At 42.1% G+C, this 26232-nt stretch carries 23 protein-coding genes and 1 pseudogene; 16 read left to right on the forward strand and 8 right to left on the reverse strand.

What is annotated here, in order from left to right:
- Positions 1 to 183: 183 nt before the first annotated feature.
- Positions 184 to 759 carry a hypothetical protein gene (locus tag LC653_RS33265; protein WP_229498952.1) on the reverse strand — a complete coding sequence of 192 codons (576 nt, stop codon included), beginning with the start codon at positions 757 to 759 and terminating at the stop codon, positions 184 to 186.
- Positions 656 to 1009, reverse strand: a complete 354-nt coding sequence (locus tag LC653_RS33270; RefSeq protein ID WP_229498954.1) for a PadR family transcriptional regulator — start codon at positions 1007 to 1009, stop codon at positions 656 to 658. Before LC653_RS33270 ends, LC653_RS33265 begins: the two co-directional genes overlap by 104 nt.
- A 299-nt stretch (positions 1010 to 1308) precedes the next feature.
- Between LC653_RS33270 and LC653_RS33275 the strand changes: the two are divergent.
- Both LC653_RS33275 and LC653_RS33280 read left to right on the forward strand, forming a co-directional pair.
- Positions 1309 to 1461: pseudogene (locus tag LC653_RS33275) on the forward strand (MotA/TolQ/ExbB proton channel family protein); the annotation flags it as partial.
- A gap of 307 nt (positions 1462 to 1768) precedes the next feature.
- Entirely contained in the window at positions 1769 to 1975 is a 207-nt protein-coding gene (locus tag LC653_RS33280) for a glycogen debranching protein (RefSeq protein ID WP_229498956.1), read from the forward strand.
- Between the two features lie 140 nt (positions 1976 to 2115).
- Here LC653_RS33280 and LC653_RS33285 read toward each other — a convergent pair whose 3' ends face one another.
- Complete coding sequence (locus LC653_RS33285) at positions 2116 to 2280, reverse strand: hypothetical protein (protein ID WP_229498958.1); 165 nt, start codon at positions 2278 to 2280, stop codon at positions 2116 to 2118.
- 170 nt (positions 2281 to 2450) lie between these two features.
- On the opposite strand from LC653_RS33285, the gene LC653_RS33290 reads away from it, so the two are divergent.
- Both LC653_RS33290 and LC653_RS33295 read left to right on the forward strand, forming a co-directional pair.
- On the forward strand, positions 2451 to 3008 hold the full coding sequence (locus LC653_RS33290; protein WP_229498960.1) for a methylmalonic aciduria and homocystinuria type D protein: 558 nt from the start codon (positions 2451 to 2453) through the stop codon (positions 3006 to 3008).
- A 220-nt stretch (positions 3009 to 3228) separates the two neighbouring features.
- Positions 3229 to 4188, forward strand: a complete 960-nt coding sequence (locus tag LC653_RS33295; RefSeq protein ID WP_229499009.1) for a heme-dependent oxidative N-demethylase family protein — start codon at positions 3229 to 3231, stop codon at positions 4186 to 4188.
- Between the two features lie 9 nt (positions 4189 to 4197).
- Here the strand turns inward: LC653_RS33295 and LC653_RS33300 are convergent, their stop codons facing one another.
- On the reverse strand, positions 4198 to 5214 hold the full coding sequence (locus LC653_RS33300) for a potassium channel family protein (protein WP_229498962.1): 1017 nt from the start codon (positions 5212 to 5214) through the stop codon (positions 4198 to 4200).
- Positions 5215 to 5726: 512 nt separating this feature from the next.
- Here LC653_RS33300 and LC653_RS33305 point away from each other — a divergent pair.
- From LC653_RS33305 to LC653_RS33360, 11 genes are all read left to right on the forward strand, one after another.
- Positions 5727 to 6449 carry a DUF4360 domain-containing protein gene (locus LC653_RS33305; protein WP_229498964.1) on the forward strand — a complete coding sequence of 241 codons (723 nt, stop codon included), beginning with the start codon at positions 5727 to 5729 and terminating at the stop codon, positions 6447 to 6449.
- A gap of 320 nt (positions 6450 to 6769) precedes the next feature.
- Positions 6770 to 8053, forward strand: a complete 1284-nt coding sequence (locus LC653_RS33310) for an aspartate aminotransferase family protein (protein ID WP_229498966.1) — start codon at positions 6770 to 6772, stop codon at positions 8051 to 8053.
- A 126-nt stretch (positions 8054 to 8179) separates the two neighbouring features.
- Positions 8180 to 8380: a hypothetical protein gene (locus LC653_RS33315; RefSeq protein ID WP_229498968.1), complete on the forward strand. Its 201-nt coding sequence runs from the start codon at positions 8180 to 8182 to the stop codon at positions 8378 to 8380.
- A gap of 342 nt (positions 8381 to 8722) precedes the next feature.
- Positions 8723 to 9259 (forward strand): GAF domain-containing protein, encoded by a 537-nt coding sequence (locus LC653_RS33320; RefSeq protein ID WP_229498970.1) that lies wholly within the window; start codon positions 8723 to 8725, stop codon positions 9257 to 9259.
- 260 nt (positions 9260 to 9519) lie between these two features.
- Entirely contained in the window at positions 9520 to 9909 is a 390-nt protein-coding gene (locus tag LC653_RS33325; protein ID WP_229498971.1) for a VOC family protein, read from the forward strand.
- A gap of 304 nt (positions 9910 to 10213) precedes the next feature.
- Complete coding sequence (locus LC653_RS33330) at positions 10214 to 11773, forward strand: extracellular solute-binding protein (RefSeq protein WP_229498973.1); 1560 nt, start codon at positions 10214 to 10216, stop codon at positions 11771 to 11773.
- A gap of 200 nt (positions 11774 to 11973) precedes the next feature.
- Entirely contained in the window at positions 11974 to 14280 is a 2307-nt protein-coding gene (locus LC653_RS33335) for an ATP-binding protein (RefSeq protein WP_229498975.1), read from the forward strand.
- Between the two features lie 53 nt (positions 14281 to 14333).
- A complete protein-coding gene (locus LC653_RS33345) occupies positions 14334 to 16142 on the forward strand; it encodes a hybrid sensor histidine kinase/response regulator (protein ID WP_308189180.1) in 1809 nt (602 codons plus the stop codon).
- Between the two features lie 130 nt (positions 16143 to 16272).
- On the forward strand, positions 16273 to 17010 hold the full coding sequence (locus LC653_RS33350) for an OST-HTH/LOTUS domain-containing protein (RefSeq protein ID WP_229498978.1): 738 nt from the start codon (positions 16273 to 16275) through the stop codon (positions 17008 to 17010).
- A gap of 107 nt (positions 17011 to 17117) precedes the next feature.
- A complete protein-coding gene (locus LC653_RS33355) occupies positions 17118 to 18305 on the forward strand; it encodes a class I SAM-dependent methyltransferase (protein ID WP_229498980.1) in 1188 nt (395 codons plus the stop codon).
- A gap of 599 nt (positions 18306 to 18904) precedes the next feature.
- Positions 18905 to 19783 (forward strand): NAD(P)-dependent oxidoreductase, encoded by an 879-nt coding sequence (locus LC653_RS33360; RefSeq protein WP_229498982.1) that lies wholly within the window; start codon positions 18905 to 18907, stop codon positions 19781 to 19783.
- Positions 19784 to 19937: 154 nt separating this feature from the next.
- On the opposite strand, the gene LC653_RS33365 is transcribed toward LC653_RS33360, so the two are convergent.
- On the reverse strand, positions 19938 to 22013 hold the full coding sequence (locus LC653_RS33365) for a type 2 periplasmic-binding domain-containing protein (protein ID WP_229498984.1): 2076 nt from the start codon (positions 22011 to 22013) through the stop codon (positions 19938 to 19940).
- Between the two features lie 154 nt (positions 22014 to 22167).
- Complete coding sequence (gene hslO, locus LC653_RS33370) at positions 22168 to 23073, reverse strand: Hsp33 family molecular chaperone HslO (protein WP_229498986.1); 906 nt, start codon at positions 23071 to 23073, stop codon at positions 22168 to 22170.
- 140 nt (positions 23074 to 23213) lie between these two features.
- Between hslO and LC653_RS33375 the strand changes: the two genes are divergently transcribed.
- Positions 23214 to 23600, forward strand: coding sequence for a hypothetical protein (locus LC653_RS33375; RefSeq protein WP_229498988.1), 387 nt, complete (start codon positions 23214 to 23216; stop codon positions 23598 to 23600).
- Positions 23601 to 23664: 64 nt separating this feature from the next.
- On the opposite strand, the gene LC653_RS33380 is transcribed toward LC653_RS33375, so the two are convergent.
- Positions 23665 to 24279: a hypothetical protein gene (locus tag LC653_RS33380; protein WP_229498990.1), complete on the reverse strand. Its 615-nt coding sequence runs from the start codon at positions 24277 to 24279 to the stop codon at positions 23665 to 23667.
- Between the two features lie 278 nt (positions 24280 to 24557).
- Positions 24558 to 24812 carry an HlyD family secretion protein gene (locus LC653_RS46000; RefSeq protein ID WP_229498992.1) on the reverse strand — a complete coding sequence of 85 codons (255 nt, stop codon included), beginning with the start codon at positions 24810 to 24812 and terminating at the stop codon, positions 24558 to 24560.
- Positions 24813 to 26232 lie beyond the last annotated feature (1420 nt).

Consider the following 26232-nt stretch of genomic DNA (forward strand, 5'->3'; position numbering starts at 1 on the left):
TATATTTGATTACTTCTCAATATTTCCGACATAGCAGCGCCTGTATTGTTCACAGTCTTCAAGGAATTTCAAAAATCTCAGCAAATCAGAGCATTTTTCTCTCACCAGAGACATAAAAGAGCGTTAAAGAGAAATAGCGTAGTGCTAAATTACTCTACGCCATCCTTGAGAATGCATTTTCCTCTACTTGCTCTTGAGTTTAGCTAGTGAGAAGAAATCGGACAGCCTGATTTTTAAAGCAGAAATTACCAGGATGAGAGTTTTCCAAACATTATTAAGATTAACCAGCCAACGGGGATAGTCTTTGTGCAGCATCTCCCTATTGACTTCGTACAAATCCCCTAGCCATTCTTCACGTCGTTCTGGGGGGAAGAGGTAAGCAATTAGGGAAGCTATCCACCTACTAGCCCAAGTTTCAGCAGGATCAGATTTTTTATACTTGCGTAATCTCTTGTTTAACTTAGAAAACTTCTCTAGATATTCTACTAAGTCTTCTAAATCGTTCAGCACTTTCTGAGCTTTCAACTCTTCTACAACTTTTCTCACTTCCTCTGATTTTAAAGATGTTATGACATCCAGGTGTTGTGTCTTGAGTTGAATTTCTTTAATAGCAAATTCCCAATCGTTATCTTCAATTTCTGTGCCTGCTGTTCCACTAACTGGGCTGCCAGATAAGTAAGTTGGAGCGGAAAGACTGGACGGCTTCGAGAGTCGCAACGCCGCTACCTGTAAGTTTGTAATAGCGCCGTCTTGCTCCACCTCGTTCTTCACGTCCTTCATCTCCCCAACGGGATTCGACAAGCCCTTTCTTTTCCAGAGAATGGAGAACAGGGTAAAGCGTGCCAATTCCGATCTTAGTGTTACCGCCGCTAGCCTCTTCCATAGCCTGCGGAATTTGGAGACCATAGAGTTCTTTGTTGTAGAGTGCGAGCAAGACGATTTCTTCTCGTGGTGAAACTTGGGCATTGGTTGAGCCTTTGTTAAGTATTTGTTTTGTAGTTACGGACATAATTGAACCTCTTGTTGTATGGCTTCCTTAGACATTTCTCATTGTTACGACCCCTGTAATGAGGCAACGAGCATACTTACTGTTACGACTCTTGTAAAGGAGCAGCAAGACTTTTATCTTAAATACAGTATATCTTATAAATTTGATAATTGCTATGAAACATCTATGCAGCTTGGACAAGCCGTACTTGGTGCTAACACTTTAAAACTTGCAGAGCAATTCTTTTTGGGAAATGATATCAACTCCGCTCAAACAACGATCTGTTAACCTAGCGCTGTTGAAGAGTTAAAAAAGAGTAGATAGAAATTAGCAATCTGTTTACAGCAAGTGGCGTAGTCATCTCACCTCTGCTGGGGTTCTCCTTGTTAGCGGTGGCGCTGATTATCGAACGTATCAGCTTTTGGGTAAGGATAAATAATCGGCAAAACAAGGTGGTGTCAGAGGTGCTAAGTAAGTGGGTCAAATTAAATATAAAACCTCACCCTGCCTCCGGCTTCCCTCTCCTTACCAAGGAGAGGGATTGAGGGTGAGGTTTTATTTTATATTTAATTGTGCCTCCCTACTTACAGCTTTATCGCCTTGATAATGTAATTAGTGCTGTGCCTAGCAGATGAAGCGAAACTGGGTAATGTAAATTAGTAATCGGTAATTGGGATTAGTTCACTACTTGTTACCGATTTTGCTCTCCAATTTTCGACTCTAATAGTGTTCTAAAATGACGAATAGCTTTTTTCGCTAAAGTTTTTGAAGGAATACTCTATGACTATTTGGGTAAATGAGCAAATTGATCCGTCTGGAATGATTCATGCCTGTATTGCCACTTGTAATGAATCTCAAGCCAAAGATTGTCATGATTCCTTTGAGAATAATTTGACCGAGACACAAAAGGCAGCAGGTTGGGTAGCGCAATTGCGGACAGTCGATTCTTGGGATGAAGTGCCGGTGAATTCTTTAAAACTCAATTAATTGGGTGCATGGAAAGTATTCTGCATAGCTTCAGCATCTCCAAAGAGACACGATTACCTTTGTTTTTTCTGCTTGCCTTTGGTGAAACTCCAATGTGCTTTGCTTCACCAGACGGCTGTTTAATCCAGCTTTGCTGACAGTTATACCATTTTGGTTTTGACTGCAAATCGTCTGAGATAGAGGTCATTTTTTGGGATTTTGAGCGAACAGATTTCAGGAGCGTAGGCGTAGCCCGCCATAGGCATCGCTTGTCTACTACACGCTGCACTTATGCCAATGCCTACAGCGATCGCAACAAATCCCATGAGAACAGGTTAATAAAGGATAAAATTCGGATTAAAATTCTCCAATTATTAGCAATTGCTTCCAAAAAAAGTAAAATTTTATAATAAATTGATGATTTTTCTGAACTTTTAAGAGGTATCATCTATACCGGAGATTAAATTAAAAAACTTGCCAAAACCGAATCAATTTAGTGAACTATCCCAAGGTTTACACTTCGGAGCAAGCCTGTCCCATTAATTTAGTTGGTGAAACGGGACAAGCGGTTCAAATTTCAATTCATCCTCCCAGTCAATATATCTGTGCCAACTGCGAACGGATATTACCAGATTGGAAACGGCAGCCATTTTTACGAGTAGTGATTGTCTTACAGCAATCGCGTTATCAACTAGTCGAAAAGACAGTAGAAGTAGAGACAGAAAAAGAACGCCTGCGAGAAAAGTTTATGAGATTTGGCTGCGATTTGGCATTTAATCTGCGCGATCGCGGCTATTTAACAGACTTGATCGACCCTCGTACAGGCTATCCTTTACTGTCTCATCCCGGAGCAATTCCCCACGATGACACAGCAGTTGTCAAAGCTTTGCTCAACTATCCAGTGATTAAAAATCAATGCCGTGTATTAATTCATCCCGACTGGGGTGCAGCAGTTTATCCTAGCATCTTGATATCAGAAGCTCCGCCAATTGTGATCGAATGGGTTACAAAAGGTATAGCATCCATGCATGGGTGGAAAGAAATTGATTATTAGTTATTTGTCATTTGTCATTTGTCATTGGTCATTTGTCATTTGTCATTGGGCATTGGGCATTGGGCATTGGGCATTGGTTATTTCTTCCTTATCCCTTCATATATATTGGAAATGAGGAGAATAAAAAACAAGCATTATAGAATCTGTGTCTTTAGACAACTTCTTCCAAGAAGCTAAGACAGTCGAAGCCTCTAATAGTGCGGCTTACTACTTCCCTCTGATGAGTGGACGCTACGAAGTCAAGCCGGGGATGATGGCTTTTGGTTCCTGTTTTGGTAACACTCAAGCTGATCAGCAGGTATTTCAAATTGATGATAATTTTGCCCACTACCGTCAGGCTAAACTTTTAGCTCGTGGGGAACGGTTGAGCAAGTACTACCAAACCTGCAATTATTCTAAAGCTGTGGCAGGTGCGATCGCTCGTTTGATAATTAATCGCCTCGCCCAAGAACATCCACAGCATTTTCACTGCCAAAAGTCAATAAATAACACTCTGAAATTCCACAGCCAACTTACCAAAGAAACCCTCTATTTAGATGCAGAGTTGCAATTACAGCAAGTTGAGGGTAGTTCAGTTGTTCCAGCTTACGCCTCTACCCTTGATGCTTTAGCAGCACAGGTACAAGAAGACCTGACAATTATCTGTCGGTCTGCTGATGGTAGCAACTGGCTGAGCGCAGTTCATCTCTGCTATCCTAATCACTGGTCAGCCCAGGAGAATATTGGCAAGGACTTTGCTACGATACATGCACCTGTGGCAGGTATGGAAAAAATTAATCGACGTGCAGGTGCGATCGCTCATACAATGATTACCTACAAACCGATGGTGCGCTTTGCTTGGGGTTTGAGTACCGACACCCGCCTTAACCACCATCCCGAACCACCGCCTGGTGTGTCAGTTAAACAATGGCAAGGTAGAAACTTTGATCCGCAGCATCCCAGACTTTATCTGCGAATTGAGCGCCAAGTAATTTGGGGGCTACCAGAGTATGAAGCGGCGCTGTTTACTATTCGTACTTACTTTAGAGATTGTGTGCTAGTGAGAAAAGATCCAGTGTTACGGTCTAAGCTGCGTGAGGCAATCGAATCCATGACACCGGAATCTCTAGTTTATAAAGGCTTGGCAGAGAGCAAAGCCAATATTTTGCAGTGGCTGAGTTTGTCTACAGAAATTATCTGATATCTGCCCTCAACTATTTTTCGGTCGTCGCAATTTCTGCGAACCAATTGGGCCAAGAATTTGGTTAAGGCTACGCAATTGCTCTGCTGTACCCATACCAATTAGCCGATCGCCTGGCATTAACACCGTATCGCCAGTGGGGCCACCGATTAAAGTGCCATCAGCGCGGCGAATTGCCAGAACTAATGCCCCAGATTGCGATCGCAATCTGGCTTTTTGCAAACTCTGACCCACAAAGGGACAAAAAGCCGGATCAAGTAAAAATTCTTCCATATACAACTGACGGTCTGCACCTGTCAAAATCCCGTCTACAAAGTCCAATACTTGGGGTCTGAGAGCCGCAGCAGCCATGCGCTTCCCACCAGTAATATAGGGGGATATGACTTCATCTGCACCACCGCGTCGTAACTTCTGCAAAGCTTCTTCTGTACTTGCCCGTGCGATCACCCGAATTCCTGTATTCAGTGTTTTGGCTGATAAAACAATATATAAATTTTCGGCATCTGAAGGGAGTGCTGCAACGATACACATCGCCCGTTCAATGCCGACTTTTAAGAGTGTGTCATCTAATGTAGCGTCACCTTGGTATGCCGTGTAACCTTCAGTCTGCGCTCTTTGCACAGATTCCATGTCCGAATCAATCACCACAAAAAGTACACCTTCTGCTCGAAATTCCTTGGCAATTTGACGACCAGTCCGGCTAAATCCACAAATAATGTAGTGTTCTGTTAGGGATTCCATTAACCGCCTCTGTTGCTGTAGCCGAATTCCTTCTTGAAAGTAGCCTTGAATGATCGCTTCTGTAAATCTGTTGACAATGTAACCGATATTGACTACACCCAACAAAATCAGGGCAATTGTAAACAATCGTCCTCGGCTACCCAGTGGGTGCGTCTCTCCATATCCCACAGTCGCTAAAGTGATCACTGTCATGTAAGCTGCATCTTCCCATGACCAACCCTCCACTAAGGAGTACCACAAAGTGCCAATGAAGAAAACACCGCCAAGAGCGATCGCCCCAGCCATTAACTCCTTTTGGATACGTTGATATTTTTGCTCAAGTGTTAAGAATGAGGTAAAAATAGTACTTTTAGCCTACTTTTTCTAGTTTTGTACTAACTTTATCGCATTTGTGCTTTTTAGTACATTTAAACTATAAATTATCCAGCGATGAAAGGTCACTCTTTGAAGCGGCCATCGTAGGCGCGATACCTTTCCTGCGGAACGCTACGCGAACGGTGAGCTTCTCTACGAGACGCTACGCGAACGTTAACGCAGAACATTTCGGTCTACTGTCATTATCCTAATACTAGTAAATCACTGTACTGTGTAGATAGTAGCTGCAAGGTAGATAACTAGAGATGATTCCTGCTGTTGTTCGACCTCTGAATTTAGTAGTTGGGTTGCTGCTATCTTGTTGTTTCTTGCTCACAAGCTGTCACCCGGCACAGATGAAAAGTAAAACATCTCAGGTAGCTCAATTAGTTTTGGAATCATAGAAAAGTGACATCTCTTTTGTTTTTAATAAAGATTAAGGTATGCAATTTATCAAACAGTTAAAGAAACAGCTAGGTTTTCTGGTATTAGTCGGTTCTGGGATCTTTTCTGCATCATCAGCTAGCGCGCAAATTTCCGTGACAACCATTACTAATACTGAAGGCAATGTACCGCCGAATGTCCCATCTAGACCAACACCCGCGTTTGAGTTTAGAAAATATTCAGTAATTCCTATGGGATATAATTGCCCACCGGGAACAGCAGAGGCAATTTTGCATGGAGATACTCTTTCAATAGTATTTTCTAAGTTGGAAGCTATAGCTCCACGTACTAAGGCTGTAGGAAGATTCTGCAACCTGTGGTTCCCTTTTGATGTACCTGTTGGATTAAACGCTCAGCCCATTAGCCTCTTGTATAATGGGTTTGCAGATGTGCCTAAAGGAGGTAATGCTGACGTGAACGTTAGACTATTCTTTAAAGGTACACTGGTTCCAACTATACCCGCTAATCCAAAGCAAACCTTTGGTTCTGGCTTCTCAGATAGTTGGAGCCAAGATGTCGCTCTTGTATTAGACACAATAAATGCCTGTAAAAAACCAGTGAGTTCGGTTTTTACTATCATCAATACAGCTGTGATAGCAAGAGCTACAAATCTATCTGCAACTCCTGCAAGTTTACAAACCCAAGTCCGAATTGATACACTTAACACAGCAATCGGTCCTGTATTGTTCCAAATCAAGTTTGCTTTCCTACCTTGTACTTAGATTTTTTGAATGCATAGTGCCGCAAGGCGGAAGTCAAAAGTCAAAAGTCAAAAGTCAAAAAGCTTGTGTTATCAGCTCTTCCCTGATTGTGAATGGTATCTCTATTTACACCGTGCTGTAATAGTAAGTAAGTTTGACATTATCTCACTAAACTCCCTTCATTCCACAGGGGAGTTTTTTCACCACCACCATGCCTTTGAGATGATATAAGCGTTAGCTTAAGAAGAAGTACGAGTTGTGCTAAATAAAAAGTATTTTTTAGGGATTTCTAGGAAACTAGTAAATAACTATATAATGAAAAACTTTCAGGAGGAGCGGTAGTGAGCCTACAAACTCTCGTTGAACAAGCCACCATCCCCCCAGATTCAGGGTCTGTAGCATCTAGTCCCTTTGATGCAGATAGCTTTAATGAAGCTGTCATGTCTACCTACGCCCGGTTTCCCTTAGCCCTAGAACGGGGTGCTGGATGCCGGGTTTGGGATACACAGGGGCGGGAATATCTGGACTTTGTAGCGGGAATTGCCACTTGCACTTTGGGACACGCCCACCCAGTTATGGTAGAAGCGGTGACACGCCAAATCCAGAAGCTGCACCATGTCTCTAATTTGTACTATATTCCTGAGCAAGGTGAATTGGCAAAATGGCTCGTTGATCATTCTTGTGCCGATCGCGTATTTTTCTGCAACTCTGGAGCTGAAGCTAACGAAGCCGCAATTAAACTGGCGCGGAAGTATGCTCACACAGTATTAGAAATTGAAAAACCAATTATTTTAACCGCCAATGCCAGTTTCCACGGACGGACTTTGGCAACGATTACCGCCACCGCACAACCGAAGTATCAAAAGTATTTTGACCCCTTGGTTCCTGGTTTCCACTACGTAAATTACAACGATATTAACGCTGTGGAAGTGGCGATTAGCGAGTTGGATGAAGGCGATTACCGGGTAGCGGCGATTCTGATTGAGCCATTGCAGGGAGAAGGCGGTGTGCGTCCAGGAGATATTGCCTATTTCAAAAAGCTCCGGCAGATTTGCGACGAAACTGGCATTTTATTGATTTTCGATGAAGTGCAAGTTGGCATGGGACGCAGTGGCAAATTATGGGCTTACGAACATCTCGGCGTTGAACCGGATATTTTCACCAGTGCCAAAGGCTTAGGTGGCGGTATCCCCATCGGCGCAATGATGAGCAAGAAATTCTGTGATGTTTTTCAACCAGGGGAACACGCCAGCACCTTTGGCGGAAATCCTTTTGTGTGTGGTGTAGCACTCAGTGTTTGCCAGACATTGGAACGGGAAAATATTTTGCAGAATGTGCAAGACAGGGGTGAACAATTGCGATCTGGATTGAAGGCGATCGCAGCGAAATATCCTCAGCAGATTGGCGAAATCCGGGGTTGGGGTTTAATCAACGGTTTGGAATTGCGAGCCGACATTCAACTAACCGCAGCAGATGTCGTCAATGCTGCCATCAACGAGGGTGTATTACTTGTACCAGCCGGGCCAAAAGTAGTCCGATTTGTGCCACCGCTAATTGTCACAGAGGCGGAAGTCAACACTGCTTTGGAAGCTGTAGACAAGACGATCGCAACTCTCACAGCTTAGGTAATCAAAAAGCGAGGATAAGTCTTTGTGCCTATCTCTCGCTTTTTCTGACTGTTATATTAATTTTCACTAAAACTATTGATTTTTTCAGCTATCTATGAATAAGACCATTGTCAGAGTTGGTTTATGGAAAATACCAAGATTTTCAAACTAACCTGCAGAATGTGGGATAACGGCCAACATTTGGATGATCAATATTTTCGGTTAGGTTTTCGTGATATTGCTCGCAATACCGATGAGAAGACAATGATTTCAACTATTATTCCTCCTAACTTTTACAGTAACAAAATTCCAACTGCAAAAATCTTTGATGATCAAAGAAAATAGCTAATTGATAATAGAAATCAATTATTTCTTAGTGCAGTATGAAACAGCTTTGTTCTAGACTGGCTTTTACGAACAAAAGTGACTACAACGCAAAATTACTTTTACATCTACCAGATAAATTTATAAAATTCTTAACTTTAAATTTATAATGTTGAATTTTCTCTGATGCAAATTAGAAAAGTAAATTTCTTAATAATTTTTTCCAATTCACCGAAGAGGTTGACTAGTATTGTGTTCCGTTAAAATTGAATTGCTGCTATAAATACGAGAATGTATTTAAGTAAGGTCTAATAATTTACTATATAAATCCGGCAGCATTTACTTAGTCGTAATTTTAAAACCGTGCAAATTCATCCTCACTCCGAATTTCACCATAGCCGCGATCGCCGTCAACAGGGTTTGCAAAATTTGCTTGATCGCCTTGTTAAAACAATGCAGCGTGATGAGTTAGTTCGGCAAACAACCAATCAACTTAGAGAATCGCTTCAGGTTGATCGGGTGGTGTTGTATTATTTTTACAGTCATTGGCAAGGACAGGTGACTTTTGAATCTTTGAGTTCTAAAGAATTCTCAATACTTGCTTCCACTGGCCCAGATGATTGTTTTAACAACGAGTATGCTGCTTTATACTTAGCAGGACGGATAAAAGCGATCGCTGATATTGAATTAGAGCCAATCCAGCCTTGTCACCGAGATTTTCTCCGCAATTTGCAGGTTCGCGCCAACTTGGTTGTACCAATTGTCATACCTAAAGGATTATGGGGATTGTTAGTAGCACATCACTGTCAGGGGCCTCATTATTGGTCACCATCAGATATAGAAATGATGCAAATAGGGGCACAAACTCTAGCAACAGATCGTAATATTTTGGAGAGTTAAGTCAGAATAATTCGTAATTACAAAATACTCGGTGACTCGCTAACGCTGCGCTATCAGTCTGAGCTAAGAACTCTCTACCGTCTTGTTGACCACTAAATTAATAAATTTAGTGGACTTCTCTGTGACTGTTTTTTAATTACGAATTACGAATTACGAATTACGAATTAGTAATTATTTAGTCACTGTGTATTCAAATCGCATACAGTTAAGTAGCAGAAATCCTCGCCAGCACTGATTTTTCTAGATAAGGAGAAAAAACTGTGAAATTTGGTTACACGGTCATTTGGGTAGACGATGTAGTTAAGACCGTTGAGTTTTACGAAAAAGCCTTTGGTCTAGTTCGTCGCACTCTCTTGGATAAGGGGCAATCTATCTGGGCGGAAATCGAAACCGGAAACACTACACTAGCTTTCTCCTCTAGTAGCGAAGCACAGAAGTTATTTCCTGGTGGCTGCCATCCCAACGATCCCACACAACCACCGCCATTAATCCAGATATCATTTATCACTCCTGATGTTGGCAGCGCTTATATGAGAGCTATCGGGGCAGGCGCAAAAACACTAGATGCCCCTAAAACCCAGCCTGGAGGACAAACCATTGCTCGTGTCCGCGATCCCAATGGCGTGATGGTGTCGTTAGTGAGTGCCTAAGTAGCAAGTTCTCTTACTTATACTTAGTAGTTGCTGCTGAAAGAACCTTTTAGACTGTAATTTTGCGTTGGACGCAATTAATTGCCGAAGCGATCGCGATCGCTTCGGCAAAAATCAATAGAAACCATTTTTCAGGAGACAGAAGTAATCCACATTTAAAAGCATGGGATTTAGGCTGTTGACGACGCTAGCACACTGCCTATGAATGTATCAAAGTTTAACCCAAGCCTATTGATTTATAAAAAAATTAATCTATCTGGGAATAATAAATCTGTAAATTCTCAAGATTTGGCGGAATTATAAAATGTCTAATTGGCAAAACTTTCGCTCTCAATGGCAGCGAGTTCGATATTGTCTAATTTTTCTGGCCGCCTTCTGGTTGAGCTTAGGGATTCCGGGTTGCAGTTTATTTCCACCCAGTTCTCAAATCTCTGTAGCACCCCAGCCCACCCAGATCAAGCAAACTGCACAACGCTTTGACGGTGTAACAATTAACGTTATCACTCAGGATGAAACCGTTCGTACAGGTACTAAGAGACGGATTGCTGGGTTTGAAGCCTTGACTGGAGCGAAGGTCAATCTGACGGGCGTTCCTTTTCAAAATTTATATAACATACTGCAAAAGAACTGGTCTAGCAGTGCTTCAAAGTATGATATGGCAATTATTTTACCTTCATGGCAGATTGACTTTATCGATGCTGGCTTTGTGGAAGATTTAACGGCGCGAGTCAAGTCTGATGCAGCCATACAGTGGGAAGATATTGCACCGATCTTTCGGAATTTTAGTGCGACTTATAAAGGACGCATCTACAGTATTCCGTTGGATGGGGACTTTCACATGGTTTATTACCGCACTGATTTGTTAAAGCAAGCGGGGTTAACGCCTCCTACAAACTGGGATGAGTATCTGGCGATCGCCAAACGGTTTCACGGCAAAGACTTGAATGGTGACGGTAAAATGGACTATGGCTCTTGTATGTCCAAGGGTGCTGCTGATAATAACACAAGCCTGTTGATATCCATTGCCACTCCTTTTTTGCAATCTCAGGGAACCGCACAAGGGACATTTTTTGACCCAGACACAATGAAGCCTCTGGTGAACAATCCCGCCTTTGCCAAAGCACTGGATATTTATAAACAAGCGATGGACTATGGAATTCCCCAGGATGAGAATCTAGGTAATGTCAAAGCTAGAGAATTATTTATTACTGGCAGGTGCGCCCTGACCATTGATTGGGGCGATGTTGGGCCCTTATCCATTGATCAATCTGTGTCTAAAGTGATGGATAAAGTAGGGGCTGTCATCACTCCAGGCACTACTCAAGTGCTCGATCGCCAGACTAACAAACTGGTTGCCTGCGATAAGTTTACCTGTCCTTACGCCATTGATGGTGTCAATCACGCACCATACGCCGCCAATATCGGTTGGACAAGTGTAATTCATGCGTTGGCAGCACCAAAAGTGAAGGATGCCGCATACTCGTTTTTCTCTTACATGAGTCAACCTGCTCAGTCTAACGTGGATGTGACGATTGGGGCAACGGGCTTGAACCCCTACCGAATTTCGCAATTTAAAAACTCAGATCCTTGGATTAAATCTGGGATGTCGTCTGAAGCAGCCAACAACTATCTCGCAGCGCTCGGCATCAGCTTGAATAGTCCCAATATGGTTTTGAGTTTGACCATTCCTCATAATCAACAATATCAATTTGAAGTTCTTGATGCCGTTGTATCTAAGTTTTTAGGGAACAAAATTACAACCGAGCAGGCAATGCAGCAGATTGAACAAAGATGGGAACAGATTACTAACAAAGTAGGGCTGGAGTCTCAACGCGCCGCTTACCGCGCCACCCTTGGGCTATGAGGGGGAGCGGGGGGAGATGAGGGAGTGAGGGAGAAGAATTAATGACTAATGACTAATGACTAATGACTAATGACTAATGACTGTTCATTTGAAAGATGAAGTGGGCATCTTAGAAATAATTGGGCAAACATAACATTGGAAGTGACTAACAATGCACTGCCCATCTCAGTAGTTTGGGGCTGTAAAAGGAGCCACAGAGCGTGCGAAATTGGAACCTCAGCACAAAAATTATTGCTTCTTATTCAGTGCTAATCGCGGTGATGGCAGGGACAATAGCTTCTGGGATGTACTGGCAATTGTACTCTAGTCAACGGCAGGAAATCCGTAATCGTCTTTTGGCGATTGTTAGTCTGGCAGTTCCACAAATCGACAGCGATTATCACGGATTGATTGTTAAACCAAGCGATGTCTACGACGGGCTACGCCTACGCACCTCAGCCTTTTACAAAATCAATCAAGATAGACTTGTAGCTATTCAAGCAACTAGCAAAGATATTCTGCGTATTTATACGGTACGCGAACAACCAAATAAGAAATTTGTCTATGTCTTAAACTATGACCCTGCCGACCGAGACAAAACTGTATTGACTGGCATGGATTACACAAAGTCATTAGATGATTTCTATATAGCCGTTGCTCAAAATAAACCTTTTGTCGAGCGGGAATTTCACAAAACTGCAAATGGCGAAACTATTCTTTGCGGTTATGCCCCAATTACCAATCTCCAGGGTCGGGTAAATGGATTCTTGGTGGTTGAATTGGATGCCAGTTCTGTGGTACGCCAGGAATATTTGGTAGCCGAATTTGCTTTGGTAACTTTTTTGGCTGTGTTGTTATTGACTGTATTTTTAGTGCGTTGGCTATCGCGATCGCTAGTAGTTCTACCAATATTACAACTCAATAGCGCCGCCAAGCAATTAGAAACAGGGAATTGGAATGCCACTCTACCAAGTAACCGCACCGATGAGCTTGGAGAACTCTCCGCATCTTTTAATAGCATGGCCAAACAGTTGCAAACGTCCTTTGCAACCTTAGAACAAAAGGTAGAAGAACGGACATTAGAACTAGCAGAAGCAAAAGAGAAAGCCGATACTGCTAACCTTGCCAAGAGCGAGTTTCTTGCTAACATGAGCCATGAACTGCGAACACCACTCAATGGCATCCTGGGCTATGCCCAAATTCTCCAAAACGGTGAACCCTTAACAGAACGAGCTAAAAAAGGTATAGATATTATCTATCAGTGCGGCAATCATTTGCTGAATCTGATTAACGATATCCTTGACCTCGCCAAAATCGAAGCCCGCAAGTTGGAATTATATCCTGGCGATGCGTATTTCCCAGCGCTTATCGAAGGCATTGCGGAGATGATGCGCGTGCGTGCTGGTCAAAAAGGAATTCCCTTCACCTATCAACCTGATTCTAATTTACCCGTAGGCATTAAAGTCGATGAAAAACGCCTACGCCAAGTGTTGATTAACTTATTAGGCAATGCGATTAAGTTTACTGACGAAGGCGGAGTTACGTTGCGCGTTAAAACTCACAAACTGGAAACTGCAACCTATCAAATCCGCTTTGAGGTCGAAGATACAGGGGTTGGAATATCGCCAGGCGGACTCCAGAAAATCTTCCAACCCTTTGAACAGGTGGGTGATGTGAAGAAACAAGGAGAAGGTACTGGGCTAGGACTAGCAATCAGTCAGCAAATCGTTTCCCTGATGGGTAGCACCCTAAATGTAGACAGCCATTTGGGAAAAGGTAGCACCTTCTGGTTTGAGATCGAACTTCCCGAAGCTCAAGAATGGGCAGCAAGTGTGCGAACAACTAAGCAAGGCAAGATTGTCGGATTTGAAGGCAGTAAGCGCCAGGTGCTGGTAGTCGATGACCGTTGGGAGAATCGCTCGGTTTTGGTTAGTTTACTGGAACCTTTGGGTTTTGCAGTGATTGATGTCAGCAATGGTCGAGAAGGATTGGACAAGGCGCAGGAGATTCATCCTGACCTGATTATTACAGACTTGATGATGCCAGAAATGGATGGCTATGAGATGCTGCGACAGTTGCGACAGATTCCTGAGTTGAAAGATATTCCGGCGATCGCTTCTTCGGCTAGTGTATTTGAAAGTGACCAAAATAAGAGTATCACAGCCGGAGCTAATACTTTTTTACCCAAGCCTGTAGAAGCCTCAGCTTTGTTGAAGTTGTTGGAAAAATACCTAAATTTGACATGGATTTATGAGCATCAATCTATACCTGTGTCATTAAAGTTGCCAGAAACATCCTCATCAACTTCAGACGAGATCATTCCCCCGCCCGATGAGGTTTTGTCGCAGTTATACACATTGGCGTTACAGGGACGCTTGATGGCGATCGAGCAACAACTAAAAACTTTAGAAAAAGCTGATCAGCAGTACCAGCCATTTGTCAAAGCAATACGTCAGTATGCAGATAATTTTCAGACTGAAAAGATCCGAACATTTCTTGAACAGTATCTTCCTAGTGCTAAAAGTTGATCCATTCAATTTTACTGTGATAAATCCTTTGTCATCTCATTACCATTTTTGCCATGACAGCATTCTCTGGAAATTTCATTACATCTAATAATTCTGTTACAAACCCGTTTGAGAATTGCATTATCTTGATTGTTGATGATGTACCAAATAACTTGAAGGTGCTTTCAGACACCTTAGCCGATGCTGGTTTTGAAGTGGCGATCGCGACCAGTGGCGAAAGTGCGCTACAACAACTGGAACATACTCCAGTATCTTTGATTTTACTAGATGTAATGATGCCGGGGATGAATGGCTTTGAAACCTGTGAGCGCATCAAAGCTAATGCTAAAACCCAAAATATTCCGATTATCTTTATCACCGCCCTGTCTGAATCGGTGAACAAAGTCACAGGCTTTGAACTGGGAGCCGTTGATTACATTACCAAACCATTTCAACAAAGTGAAGTTTTAGCACGGGTGCGATCGCACTTAAAAATTAACCAATTGAGCCAGTCTCTTGAAGCCAGAAATAGAGAACTGCAACAACTCACCCAGCAACTAGAGCAACGAGTCGCAGAACGAACTCAGGAACTCTTTGCATCGATTGAAACCGTGAAGCAAACTCAACAATTGATGCGCTTAGTGTTTGATACTATTCCACACTGGGTAGGCTGGAAAGATATCAATTCAGTTTATTTGGGCTGTAATCAAAGTTTTGCTGATGTCCTAAACTTAAATTCCCCTGATGAGATTGTGGGTAAAAGCGACTATGACTTGCTGTTCAGCAAAGAAGAATCCGATTTGTTTATGATGTACGATCGCCACGTCATGGAGTCTGGTCGAGCAGAATTTCATATAATTGATCAATTGCAACGGCCAGATGGTCAAAAAGTTTGGTTGGATACGAGCAAAATGCCTCTACGCGATGCCAAGGGGAATGTATTCGGCATTTTATCCGTGACAGAAGACATTACCGAACGTCGCCAAGCTGAAGACCAACTCAAACAACAAAAACAAAATCTAGAACAAGCACTAGCACAACTTCAAGGTACTCAAGTGCAATTAGTGCAAAGTGAAAAAATGTCGGCGTTGGGAAACCTTGTAGCGGGGGTGGCACATGAAATTAATAACCCTGTTGGCTTCCTGGGTGGCAATATTCAACCTGCTTTAGATTACATCAAAGATATATTTGGTTTACTGGATTTGTATCAACAGGAATATTCTACTCCCAGTGAAATAATTCTAGACGAAATCGAAGCAATTGACCTAGATTACATCCGCGAAGATTTACCTAAGTTAGTCGGTTCAATGCGAGAAGGCGTGAAGCGAATTCGAGACATTAGCACTTCCTTACGAACTTTCTCTCGTGCTGATAGCGATCGCCCCGTTGCCTGTAATATTCATGATGGCATCGACAGCACCATTTTGATTCTCAAACATCGCCTCAAACCTTCGGAAACCCGCCCAGAAATTCAAGTTATCAAAGAATATGGTCAGCTACCATTAGTAGAATGCTTTGCTGGACAGTTGAATCAAGTGTTTATGAATATTTTAGCAAATGCTATTGATGCTTTGGAAGAGTCAAATATTGGACGCGGTTTTGAAGAAATTAAAGCTAATCCCAATTGCATCACAATTATTACTCAAATTAGAGATGACAAGCAAAAAATAATTATTAATATTAAAGATAATGGTAAGGGGATGAATGAACAAGTCAAACAAAAGATATTTGACCATTTATTTACTACTAAAGCCGTTGGTAAAGGAACAGGATTAGGATTAGCGATCGCTCGTCAAATTGTTGAAGAAACCCACTGCGGAAAATTGAGTTTTAGCTCTGTTATAAGTGAGGGTACAGAATTCCTAATTGAAATTCCGGTATAAATTTTTGCTCTTAAAGGTTGTTTATAAAGGTTTATCCGCTTACTGCGACCCGCAGGCTAACACGACAATGAAAAGTGAGTATCGCGAGTTTGTGAATGAAGTCCTAATAAAAATAGGACGGAATATATTGATGTTTCAGCACATTGAGAAAGGCTTAAAAGTGCTTCTTCCATTTATACACTCAGATGGTAGTGCAAAGGATATCAATAGCTTTTGGAGGTACAGAGAAGCAGCTAAGTCAAAGACTCTAGGAAATCTAATAAATGCCTTTATTGAGTCTGCGGATTATAACACTGATTACTTTGTCGAAAGATTAAAAGAGATTGTTGCCGAGCGAAATAAACTCGTTCATCACTTTGGTGAGTCGGAAGGTTTGAATATATTAAGCACCGAAGAAGGATGTATAACTTGCATTACTTACCTAGAATTACAGTACCAAGAAGCAATTTCCTTTTATAAGGACATAACACTCTTTCTATTTAGTGTGCTTGCCTTCCTTCGAGAAAATTACGCCGAATCTAACCCAGACATAGAACTTTTATACAAGCAATTAAAGGCACATATTATTTCTTCTGGCGTTGAGTATATAAATCTGAACAATCCGTCTGAGACAACGTGGGAGAATACAAAAATTGTAAAATTACTGCGTTTAGCCGAAACAAACACAGATAAAATAGGTGATATGACTTTGCTGGCAAGAGCAGGAAAATTTATTAAGAGTCAAGACCCTGAGTGTACGCCTAATAAATATGGAATTAAGACACTAAAAGGTATTTTGAAGGCTTCTGGCTTATTTGAAATTACCGAGACTCAAGATAGGGAGCAGAATAGCATGTTTATTTTATATAAAAGTAAACTTCCGCACTAACAAATAGCTGTACTAAACGACAGGTTTCAGTTTTTACGCTTCGGTTAAATTGATTGTGCTGCTGGCAAGCATTTATTTTCTCTACTCCCCAATCAATATCAAATTTTATGGATTCAAATCCAGCATTGTGTGCAGCGATCGCTCATCACATTACCACTAGTCCCCAACAGCGAATTACTTTTGCTGAATTCATGGATATGGTATTATACCACCCTGAACATGGCTACTATTCCAGTGATGCAGTCAAAATAGGTTTTCAGGGTGGTGATTTTTTCACCTCTCCTAACCTTTGTGCTGACTTTGGCGAGTTACTCGCAGAACAATTTTTTCAGATGTGGGAGATTTTAGGAAAACCTGTACCGTTTTCTCTGGTAGAAATGGGAGCAGGTCAAGGATTGCTGGCATTGCATATCCTTAAATATCATCAGCTACGCTACCCAGATTTTTTTACTGCACTGGAGTACATCATTGTTGAAAAGTCCCCAACTTTAAGACAAGAACAGCAGCAACGCTTGCAAGATTTACCCGTGCGTTGGTGCAATGTAGAGGATATACCACCAAATGCGATCGCAGGCTGCTTTTTTTCTAATGAATTAGTAGATGCTTTCCCCGTCCATCAATTCATCCTAGAAACGGGAAAACTACAAGAAATTTATGTAACCACAGATAAGAATGAGAAAGAAACCAATGCCTCATGCCCATCATTTGTGGAAGTCACAGGAGAACCTTCAACGCCCCAACTGGCGCAATATTTAGACTTAGTAGGAATCGACTTTACCCAAAATGCATATCCAGATGATTACCGTAGTGAAATTAATTTAGCTGCTCTAGACTGGTTGAGTATAGTAGCAGACCGCTTGCAGCGCGGTTATGTGTTAACAATTGATTATGGCTACCCTGCCAGTCGTTACTACAATCCCAGGCGATCGCAAGGAACGCTACAGTGTTATTACCATCATCATTTCCATGACAACCCCTATATTAATATTGGGCGACAAGATATCACTGCCCATGTTGACTTTACGGCTTTGGAACTCTGGGGTGAGAAGTACAATTTAAAGAATATTGGTTTTATTCAACAGGGATTATTTTTGATGGCGTTGGGGTTAGGCGAACGCATTGCTGCCCTTTGTGATCAAAAGCAACCCCTTTCACAGTTACTACAGCGCCGGGACTCACTACACCAGCTTCTAGATCCCACAGGACTCGGCGGCTTTCGAGTCTTAATTCAGAGCAAAGGTCTGGATAAGATAGAAATTTCTCAACCCCTCAAAGGATTGACCCTGCCAGAGTAAAAGTAAATTTGAAAGTTAAAACTCTATTTAAGAATGCAGTATCGGTCTTATTTAGACTAGCATAACAATGATTACTGTAAAGTTAAACACAATACCAAAGTAATAGTTATGTCCACTCATGACCTGTTAATGCTAGTAACCTTACTTACTCCAGGAATTTTACTTTCAGTGATAATTATGGCCACTTTTGCCGCTGGTGGCTAATCGGCAGAGACGTTAGGGACTTCCAAATAAAAAATATCTCAAAACGGACACAAAACCCTCTCTATTTCTCCTCTCTCTGTGTCGCGCCAGTTGCCTCAAGTCGGGGAACCCGCCCAACGCACTGGCTTCTCTGCGTCTCTGTGGTTCGTTTATTTCTTGGAAATCCCTTAGTCACTAGTCAGTAAACAGTTATCAGTATTTAGAGATAACTGTTCACTGATAACTGATATTAAAATCAAACGATGGAAACGTGATGTCTACAACAGGCTGTGACGCTCTCTACGAGACGTTGCGCGTAGCAAGATCCCCGTAGGGGTACGAATACTCGCTAACGCAACTCTTGAAGACGCACTCGCGAACGCTATCAGTGACGCTGTACCAAAGGAACGTGAAAAATGAAGGTGGCATTTCTGGGAACTGGACTGATGGGACTACCAATGGCTCAAAGGTTATTAGCCGCAGATATACAGCTAATTGCCTATAATCGCACCCCAGAAAAATTAGCACCACTACAAGCAGCTGGGGCTGAAATTGTTACACATCCCCGCCACGCCATTCGTGCTGCTGAGTCCGTAATCCTCATGCTGACTAATGCCCCGGCCATTTATAATGTGTTGCTTTCAGACACTGCTTGGCAAACTTTGCAAGGGCGCACAATCATCCAAATGGGAACAATTACTCCTACAGAAAGCCAGGAAATTAGAGATGCAGTTGTTGCGGGTGGTGGTGAGTATTTAGAAGCACCTGTATTAGGGAGTATCCCAGAAGCAAAAGCTGGCAAGTTGAGTGTTATGGTAGGGGCCGAGCCAGAACAATATGAACGCCACTTGAAGTTACTCCAAAATTTTGGGACAGAACCTTTACTTATCGGGCCAGTGGGATCTGCGGCGGCGCTCAAATTGGCACTAAATCAACTAATAGCTTCCCTGACAACTAGCTTTGCTTTGAGCCTGGCTTTTGTCCAGCGTCAGGGTGTTGATGTGGATGTGTTTATGCAAATATTGCGCGACAGTCCACTCTACGCACCGACCTTTGACAAAAAGCTACAACGGATGTTGGATGGCAATTATGCTGATCCGAATTTCCCCACAAAACACTTGCTCAAAGATACAGAATTATTTATCTCGGAAGCAAAATCTCAGAGTTTGGATCTCAGCAGTATTAAAGGTGTTCGGCAAATCTTGCAAACAGCCGTGAAAATGTCATTTGCTGATGATGATTACTCATCACTATTTTCTGTCATTAAGGAATGGGGAGAAGCTATGGGGGAATAAATTTTCGTAAGGTAGCACAGTTAGCTGTGCTACCCTACTTGAAAAATATTGTATGAGACACATTGAGAAAAGTTCTTCTCTACACTGTGGCATCCCTGATATGCCTTTGAAAATGCTGAATCAAAAGGTTTTAACTGAATTGTTAATAAGGATATTACTGCCCATTAGTAGTAGTTGATTGAGGAAATGGTAGAGATTCAGGCTGAGGCTGAGGCTGAGGTTCTGGTTGAGGATTGAGAAATTCCTGCCAAGCCCTAATTTGCTCTTGCGCCGCACTGTAAGCAGCACTACCGCGTGGAATCGATTTGGCAATGTCAATCCCTCTGGCAATATCAGACTGACCTTGAGAGCGTGCTATTTCTAACAATTGCTGACTCCACTGGTCAATAGCTAGATTCGCATCCATACGCAAGATGCTATTATTTGAAACCCGATCTGCCAACCGTATTGCTTCAACCAATGCTTCTGGCGTGCCAGCTGCGCCCACTTCCTGGGCTTTTCTCCAGTTTTCTCTGGTGCGGATTTGCCCTTCCCACTCATTTATCGCAGCTTGTGCTTCTTGTGAAAGCGCCCTTCCCGACGAGGCAATTTGTTGAGCTACGCTAATGGCGGCAGTGATATCTCCACTTTGAGCCAGTTCTTGTGCCTGATCTAAGTAGGGTTGGTCTTGAATTCGCTGAATCTTTCCTACCCAAGTGCGAATTTTTTTCCGTGCTTCTGGATATAATGCACGACCTCTACGAATTTCGCTGGCTTGGGCGATCGCAGCTTGCAAGGAATTGATATCATCAAATATTGCTATCTGTTCGGCGCGTTCTAAATAAGGTTGATCTTCAATTGTCTCCACTTGGGCACGCCAGCGACCCATTTCTTGCCTAGCTTCTGTGGCCCTGGGATTACTCGCAGGAATCAGCTGCACTTGAGCGATCGCTGCTGTTAAATTAGGGACTGTTCCCTGGCTAGCTAATATTCTCGCTTTTTCTAGATTGGCAACATCTTCAATTTCCAATTGCCAACGAGCAATCAGCTGCTGTGCTTCGTTATACACTGGTCTGGAAGGATCAATTTGTTGTGCTTGAGCGATCGCAGCCTCTAAACCAGAAACATTACCTATCCAAGCACTCCTTTTCGCGTCAGCTATGGCGATAAAGTCATCTGTTTCGCCCTGTAATTTCGCAATCTCTGGAATTTGTCTAGCAATATCCAGTGCTTCATCCGCATCCTGCTTATCTAGTTTTGCCTGTGCCAACTTCAGCATTTTACGTCCAAATACCGGAATCGCTTCCTGAGCTTTTTGGTAAATGTAACTTTCTTGCCCAATGGACTGAGCTAACTTGATAGCTTCTAATAAATTATCGACAACTTTGCTGTTTGCTAAATTTTCGGCTTTTCCTAACTTATCGCCATCTTCCCGCGCTGTGGCAATTAGACGATTCAATTGGTCGTATTTAGTACCCGCCCAGTATTGATTGTCTACGCGCAGCATTTTGGCGGATAACATAAATGCCGATTGCCATCGCCGTTCCTTGACTTGGGCGATCGCACCGTTGTATGTGGCTTCTGCCTTTGACCAAATTGACTGCCATTTGTCAATTTGCTCATTGACTAATTTATAAGCGGTCACATCTTCGGGTATTTTCTGAGCAGTAGCGATCGCTTCCTCTAAATTACCTGTTTGGAAACTTTGATCGGCTAGCTTCAAAATATCCCGTGACCATTCTTCGATGAAACGATCAATTTCTCCATGCAACGGGTGATTTTGCGGTAGTTGCTTCACCAGAGCGATCGCTTGCAATAGGTCGTTCACTGTCTGTTTAGAAGCCGCCAACTGAGCGCAGTGTAACCGCACCGAAGCACTAGCTAGCGGCCAGAAAATCGAGGGGCAATTAGGGGCAGTTGGCAACTTTAGCAGCATTGCCATTGCCAAGAATGCTACACTGCCGGGAATCAAAGTTAGCAGTACCAGCCACAACACCCAGCTTTTCATCCAGCGTGGCAATTTCGCAGGATTTCTACTGAGTTGTACAGTTTCTTTTGAATTACTATTTATAGGTAATCCTTCCGTATGGTTTTTTTTTCGCCGCTTCACTGACTTGGAGGTAGAACCAGTAACTGGGGCATCAAATGGCTGAGTTTCACCGAATTGTTCTGTTCGGGATAATCTTTTGTTTTGATCTGGCTCTCTTCCACTGGCTGAAGACCAACTGTCTGGAATATCCCGCTCTGTCATCTCTCACACCAAAATAATTGAATACCGCTCTGTTTTAGGTCGATAATTCCATTGTTGACATAGTAACTTTCTCATAATTAAAAAGCTACTTTTTTGAATATCTCTCTCCACAGAATATCATTATCAATCTAAAAAATCAGTGCTATTTTATACGTTATCCTGAAACGGTAGATTCAGCTTGCAAATCGGCAATTAATTGAGTTAACTGATCGCTACTTGCCTGGTAAACGTTGCCGCAAAACTCGCAAGTTGCTTCAGCACCATCATCTTTAATAATCATATCTTGCAGTTCAGCTTCTCCCAAAATCTTCAGTGCCCCCAAAACGCGATCAAAAGAACAACCACAGTGGAAGCGCAGCATTTGCCGTTCGGGAAAGATTACCAGCCCCATGTCTCCCAACAAGTCGTTAAAGATTTCAGTTAAAGTCTTCCCAGCTTGCAACAATGGCGTAAATCCTGCTAGACCAGCAACCCGTGATTCCAACGTTTCTACTAAAGCTTCGTCTCTAGCAGCTTTGGGCAATACTTGTATGAGTAATCCTCCAGCCGCAGTTACTCCACCTGCTCCCACAAACACACCTAAAACTAAAGCCGAAGGTGTTTGTTCGGAATTCACCAGATAATGAGCCACATCATCGCCAATTTCGCCAGAAACTAGTTCAACAGTACTAGAGTAGGGGTAACCGTAACCAATATCCCGGACAACGTAGAGATAGCCACCACCCACTGCACCACCAACATCTAGCTTCCCTTTGGCATTGGGAGGCAATTCCACCGATGGATTTCCCACATAGCCGCGTACCGTACCATCTAAGCCTGCATCTACCAATATGCCACCCAAAGGCCCATCGCCCTTCACCCGGACGTTGACCCTCGACCCAGTTCGCTTCATACTAGAAGCCATTAACAAGCCCGCCGCCATAGTCCGACCCAGTGCTGCCGTTGCCACATAAGAAAGCTTGTGCCGCCCCCGTGCTTCTTCTGTTAAACGTGTGGTGATCACACCTACGGCACGAATTCCACCTTCGGCTGCTGTTGCACGAATTAACTGATCCGCCATGAATAACCTTACATTTCTTAACAAGTTCACTTTTTCTATTCTAAGTTCTCTGCTGGTAGAAAAGTGACGCCGTAATAATCAGTGATTGTATTTGCAATATTAGAAATAGCGATATCTCACCTTTAGGTAATCCTATAAAAATGCTGGGTAATTTTCAACAAAGCCAACTGCGGATTGAAATCGAAGCATCAACAGATGCAATTCGTGACAGTCTGCTGCATCCGGTGCAACTAGAAAAATGGCTCTTAGGGCAACGCTTTGCGCCAGGAATGCCAGAAGAACTGCTTCCCGGATTCCAGTTTACTACCTGGACTGGGCCAGTTGCGATTCATCATCAAGTAGACATTGTAAAATCCAACTGCCTCCGCTTGGTACTCAGCGGAGGCATTGACGGGTTCCACGAATGGTACTGGGGAGAAGGTTGGGTGCAATCTCGCTTGGAAGGAGTTTCACTTTTGCCCTTGAATTTGGGTCAAACGCTGAGTTTGTTAAGCTTGCGTCAGTTTTTGGCAACTCAAGAGCGTTGAATCGATTGACGTAAAGGGATTGGGGATTGGGCATTGGTTATTTTTTGCGTCCCCAGTCCCCAGTTTATGAAGCAGAAATAATACCTACAAGAATTTTTACCAGCACAGATAAATCTTCTGGAACTTGATAACGTTTCTGGTCTTGAGTCACCTGACGATTCGCACGATGGTAAACTCCAAAACGCCAGTCTTCACCAGTCGTAACTGCTCCATATAGAAGTTCAGATGTGGATTTAGTCCATTGATCAAGTGCTATTAATTCAACAGCGAGTTGAGTAAATCCTCGAACTAAATCTGATTGTTTGGCTTCGATGACTAATAAATTTTGAGGTGCTGCAATATAGTAGTCGAGAGTCCCTTTCAGATAATTGTTGACAGCAATAGAATATTCTATATTGAGTCTCTGGTTAGTTAAATCGCATACTTCAAACAAAATTGGGCCAATTAGAGCTTCACGTCTAGTAGTTTCATTAACTAAATCAATATGAGATAAATTACGGCGAAGTTGCTGCTGTAAAAATTGGATGTCTAAAATTTCTGATGATTCAGGTAATGTTAGATTTTTCCTTTCAATAGTGCAATTTAATTCGGCTAAAATATCATCAATCGTGAAAGGCAATTCAAAATATCGGCTGAAAGTATAAGATTCACCAACTTGGAGAATGCGGCGGGAACTCATAAAAAACCTAAGCCAAATTTATCCTCCTATTTTATATAAACTTGGTCAACTCACATCTTGTGCCAGAGTAGCTAACGACTGGAAGTCGCGGCTAAACAAACGATCGCCACATTAGCATCGCTGGGATTCAGCCCCGCCTTAGCCCGTTATAGTCTAGCAACAGCAGCTTCAAAAGCTTGTTCTGCCTTAATTTGCAGAATAGCGATCGCCCCCGTATTTCCCATCTGCTGATATTGATTCATAGATGCGATCGCCTGTCCCATTGCATTGGACTCATATCAGGAGTCATTTGAATTTTTAGCGCTTTGTTTGAGTTGTGCATCGATTTGCGCTCGTTGTAACTGATTCTGCCGGATATTTCCGAGTATTTGCCTTTTTTTACTTTGCAATTGGCAGTTGTCGAGGAGTGCGATCGCATTTCCCTTTTTCACAACCTGATTTTCTTTCACCTTAATGCTTTTGATCCTTCCCTCAGTTGCTGCTTGCACTAACCGTATTTCTCCAGTTGGGCGGACAGTAGCATCAGCTTTCACTATTATATTTTATTGAATGACACTTGCAAGGCTGAAGGCAGCGCCAACACTTCTAATTAAAAATATCCCTCCCAACCTTGTCCATCTATTGATTGGCGGAAGATATTCGTCACTTTCGACTAGGCAAAGAAAGTCTGGTTGGGAGTCAATGAGCATAAGCGCCAAAAAACATTTTGGTTGTGCAAATAAGCTAGCTAAAAAAATCTATCTAGCGTTACCGTGACGACCAAGATTTAGGGATATCTAAAAAATAAAAGCTCTCTTCCGTTTCAATAAGATTTTTTGCAAAACTTCCATAATTTTGGCGTTTTCGCCCTCCGGGGCGAAAGCGACGGCTTTTGCTTTTATTACTGATAAGTGCCTTGTTTATACGTAGTTAGTATGTAAATATCAAGGTTATATACAGCTAAGTCTAAATCACAATTAGCGCGTTTTAGCACTAACACAAATCTTTATAATTTTTATCTAAAATTTTATCCATTCTTCATTTATTTGTAAAAAATTTGTTTAATCAATATAAAGCTTTTTCAAATTAATAAATCTTTCAGCGAAGTTAAACGTTTTTATATTAAAAGAAATTATATTCATTCAACCAAGTGTTGTATAAAATAATTAAGAAAAAACATTATTACATAAAAATACTTATTCAAAAATCCAGAATTTCAGTTTTGACTTTTATAAATTTATTTAAGTACAACTCGTATACAAATGTTGCTTGGTTTGGTTGACTATATCTTTAAATTTCTACATTTTCATTATATTATCAGTATAAATACGTAATTAACTTAATTTATAGATTTTTTGACAAAATTCAGCTTTTAGATCGCTATATTTAATATATAGCGGTTCACGCATGGGTAAGGTACAGAAAAAACAATTAACCATAAATGAATACAGATACTCGTAGGGACACGGCAATGCCCATTGGTGTCAACTTAAGCTCAAATGCATGTCCCACAGGCGTTTTACCCCCCTTAATCCCCCCGATATATTGGGGGGAAACAGGAAATTTAGTTCCCTCCCCTTTCTAAGGGGAGGGTTAGGGTGGGGTGACGCGTTGAGTGATGGGAAGCCAGAGAACTGAATATCACGTCTTGACAAGGGTTTCACGTTAAGTTGACACGCATGGGCAATGCCGTGTCCCTACCCGTGTACCTCATTCAAATGAGAATCGCTATATAATGCAATACGCTTGGGTTAAGGATAATTGTAGGTTGGGTTGAACTTTAGTGTTACCCAACAAATGGCCGAAAATGTTGGGTTTCGTCCCTCAACCCAACCTACACATTTTTATTTTTTGGGCTTAACCCAAGCGTATTGCTATATAATGAATCGCTATATAATATTGACGCCTGCGATTTTTTGATAAATAAAATTTTTAATTAAACTTGTATAAAGAATAACTAAATAATTTATTTGC

The organism is Nostoc mirabile CHAB5784 (genome assembly GCF_020829645.1).
GTDB classification, from domain to species: domain Bacteria; phylum Cyanobacteriota; class Cyanobacteriia; order Cyanobacteriales; family Nostocaceae; genus Nostoc; species Nostoc mirabile.

Excerpts from the sequence above, each read along its gene's own strand:
- LC653_RS33315 (WP_229498968.1), top strand. The coding sequence starts at position 8,180 with ATGGAAAATACCAAGATTTTCAAACTAACCTGCAGAATGTGGGATAAC.
- LC653_RS33380 (WP_229498990.1), bottom strand. The coding sequence starts at position 24,279 with ATGAGTTCCCGCCGCATTCTCCAAGTTGGTGAATCTTATACTTTCAGC.
- LC653_RS33300 (WP_229498962.1), bottom strand. The coding sequence starts at position 5,214 with ATGGCTGGGGCGATCGCTCTTGGCGGTGTTTTCTTCATTGGCACTTTG.
- LC653_RS33330 (WP_229498973.1), top strand. The coding sequence starts at position 10,214 with ATGTCTAATTGGCAAAACTTTCGCTCTCAATGGCAGCGAGTTCGATAT.
- LC653_RS33350 (WP_229498978.1), top strand. The coding sequence starts at position 16,273 with ATGTTTCAGCACATTGAGAAAGGCTTAAAAGTGCTTCTTCCATTTATA.
- LC653_RS33285 (WP_229498958.1), bottom strand. The coding sequence starts at position 2,280 with ATGGGATTTGTTGCGATCGCTGTAGGCATTGGCATAAGTGCAGCGTGT.
- LC653_RS33375 (WP_229498988.1), top strand. The coding sequence starts at position 23,214 with ATGCTGGGTAATTTTCAACAAAGCCAACTGCGGATTGAAATCGAAGCA.
- LC653_RS33360 (WP_229498982.1), top strand. The coding sequence starts at position 18,905 with ATGAAGGTGGCATTTCTGGGAACTGGACTGATGGGACTACCAATGGCT.
- LC653_RS33280 (WP_229498956.1), top strand. The coding sequence starts at position 1,769 with ATGACTATTTGGGTAAATGAGCAAATTGATCCGTCTGGAATGATTCAT.
- LC653_RS33365 (WP_229498984.1), bottom strand. The coding sequence starts at position 22,013 with ATGACAGAGCGGGATATTCCAGACAGTTGGTCTTCAGCCAGTGGAAGA.
- LC653_RS33355 (WP_229498980.1), top strand. The coding sequence starts at position 17,118 with ATGGATTCAAATCCAGCATTGTGTGCAGCGATCGCTCATCACATTACC.
- LC653_RS33270 (WP_229498954.1), bottom strand. The coding sequence starts at position 1,009 with ATGTCCGTAACTACAAAACAAATACTTAACAAAGGCTCAACCAATGCC.
- LC653_RS33295 (WP_229499009.1), top strand. The coding sequence starts at position 3,229 with ATGAGTGGACGCTACGAAGTCAAGCCGGGGATGATGGCTTTTGGTTCC.
- LC653_RS33345 (WP_308189180.1), top strand. The coding sequence starts at position 14,334 with ATGACAGCATTCTCTGGAAATTTCATTACATCTAATAATTCTGTTACA.
- LC653_RS33305 (WP_229498964.1), top strand. The coding sequence starts at position 5,727 with ATGCAATTTATCAAACAGTTAAAGAAACAGCTAGGTTTTCTGGTATTA.
- hslO (WP_229498986.1), bottom strand. The coding sequence starts at position 23,073 with ATGGCGGATCAGTTAATTCGTGCAACAGCAGCCGAAGGTGGAATTCGT.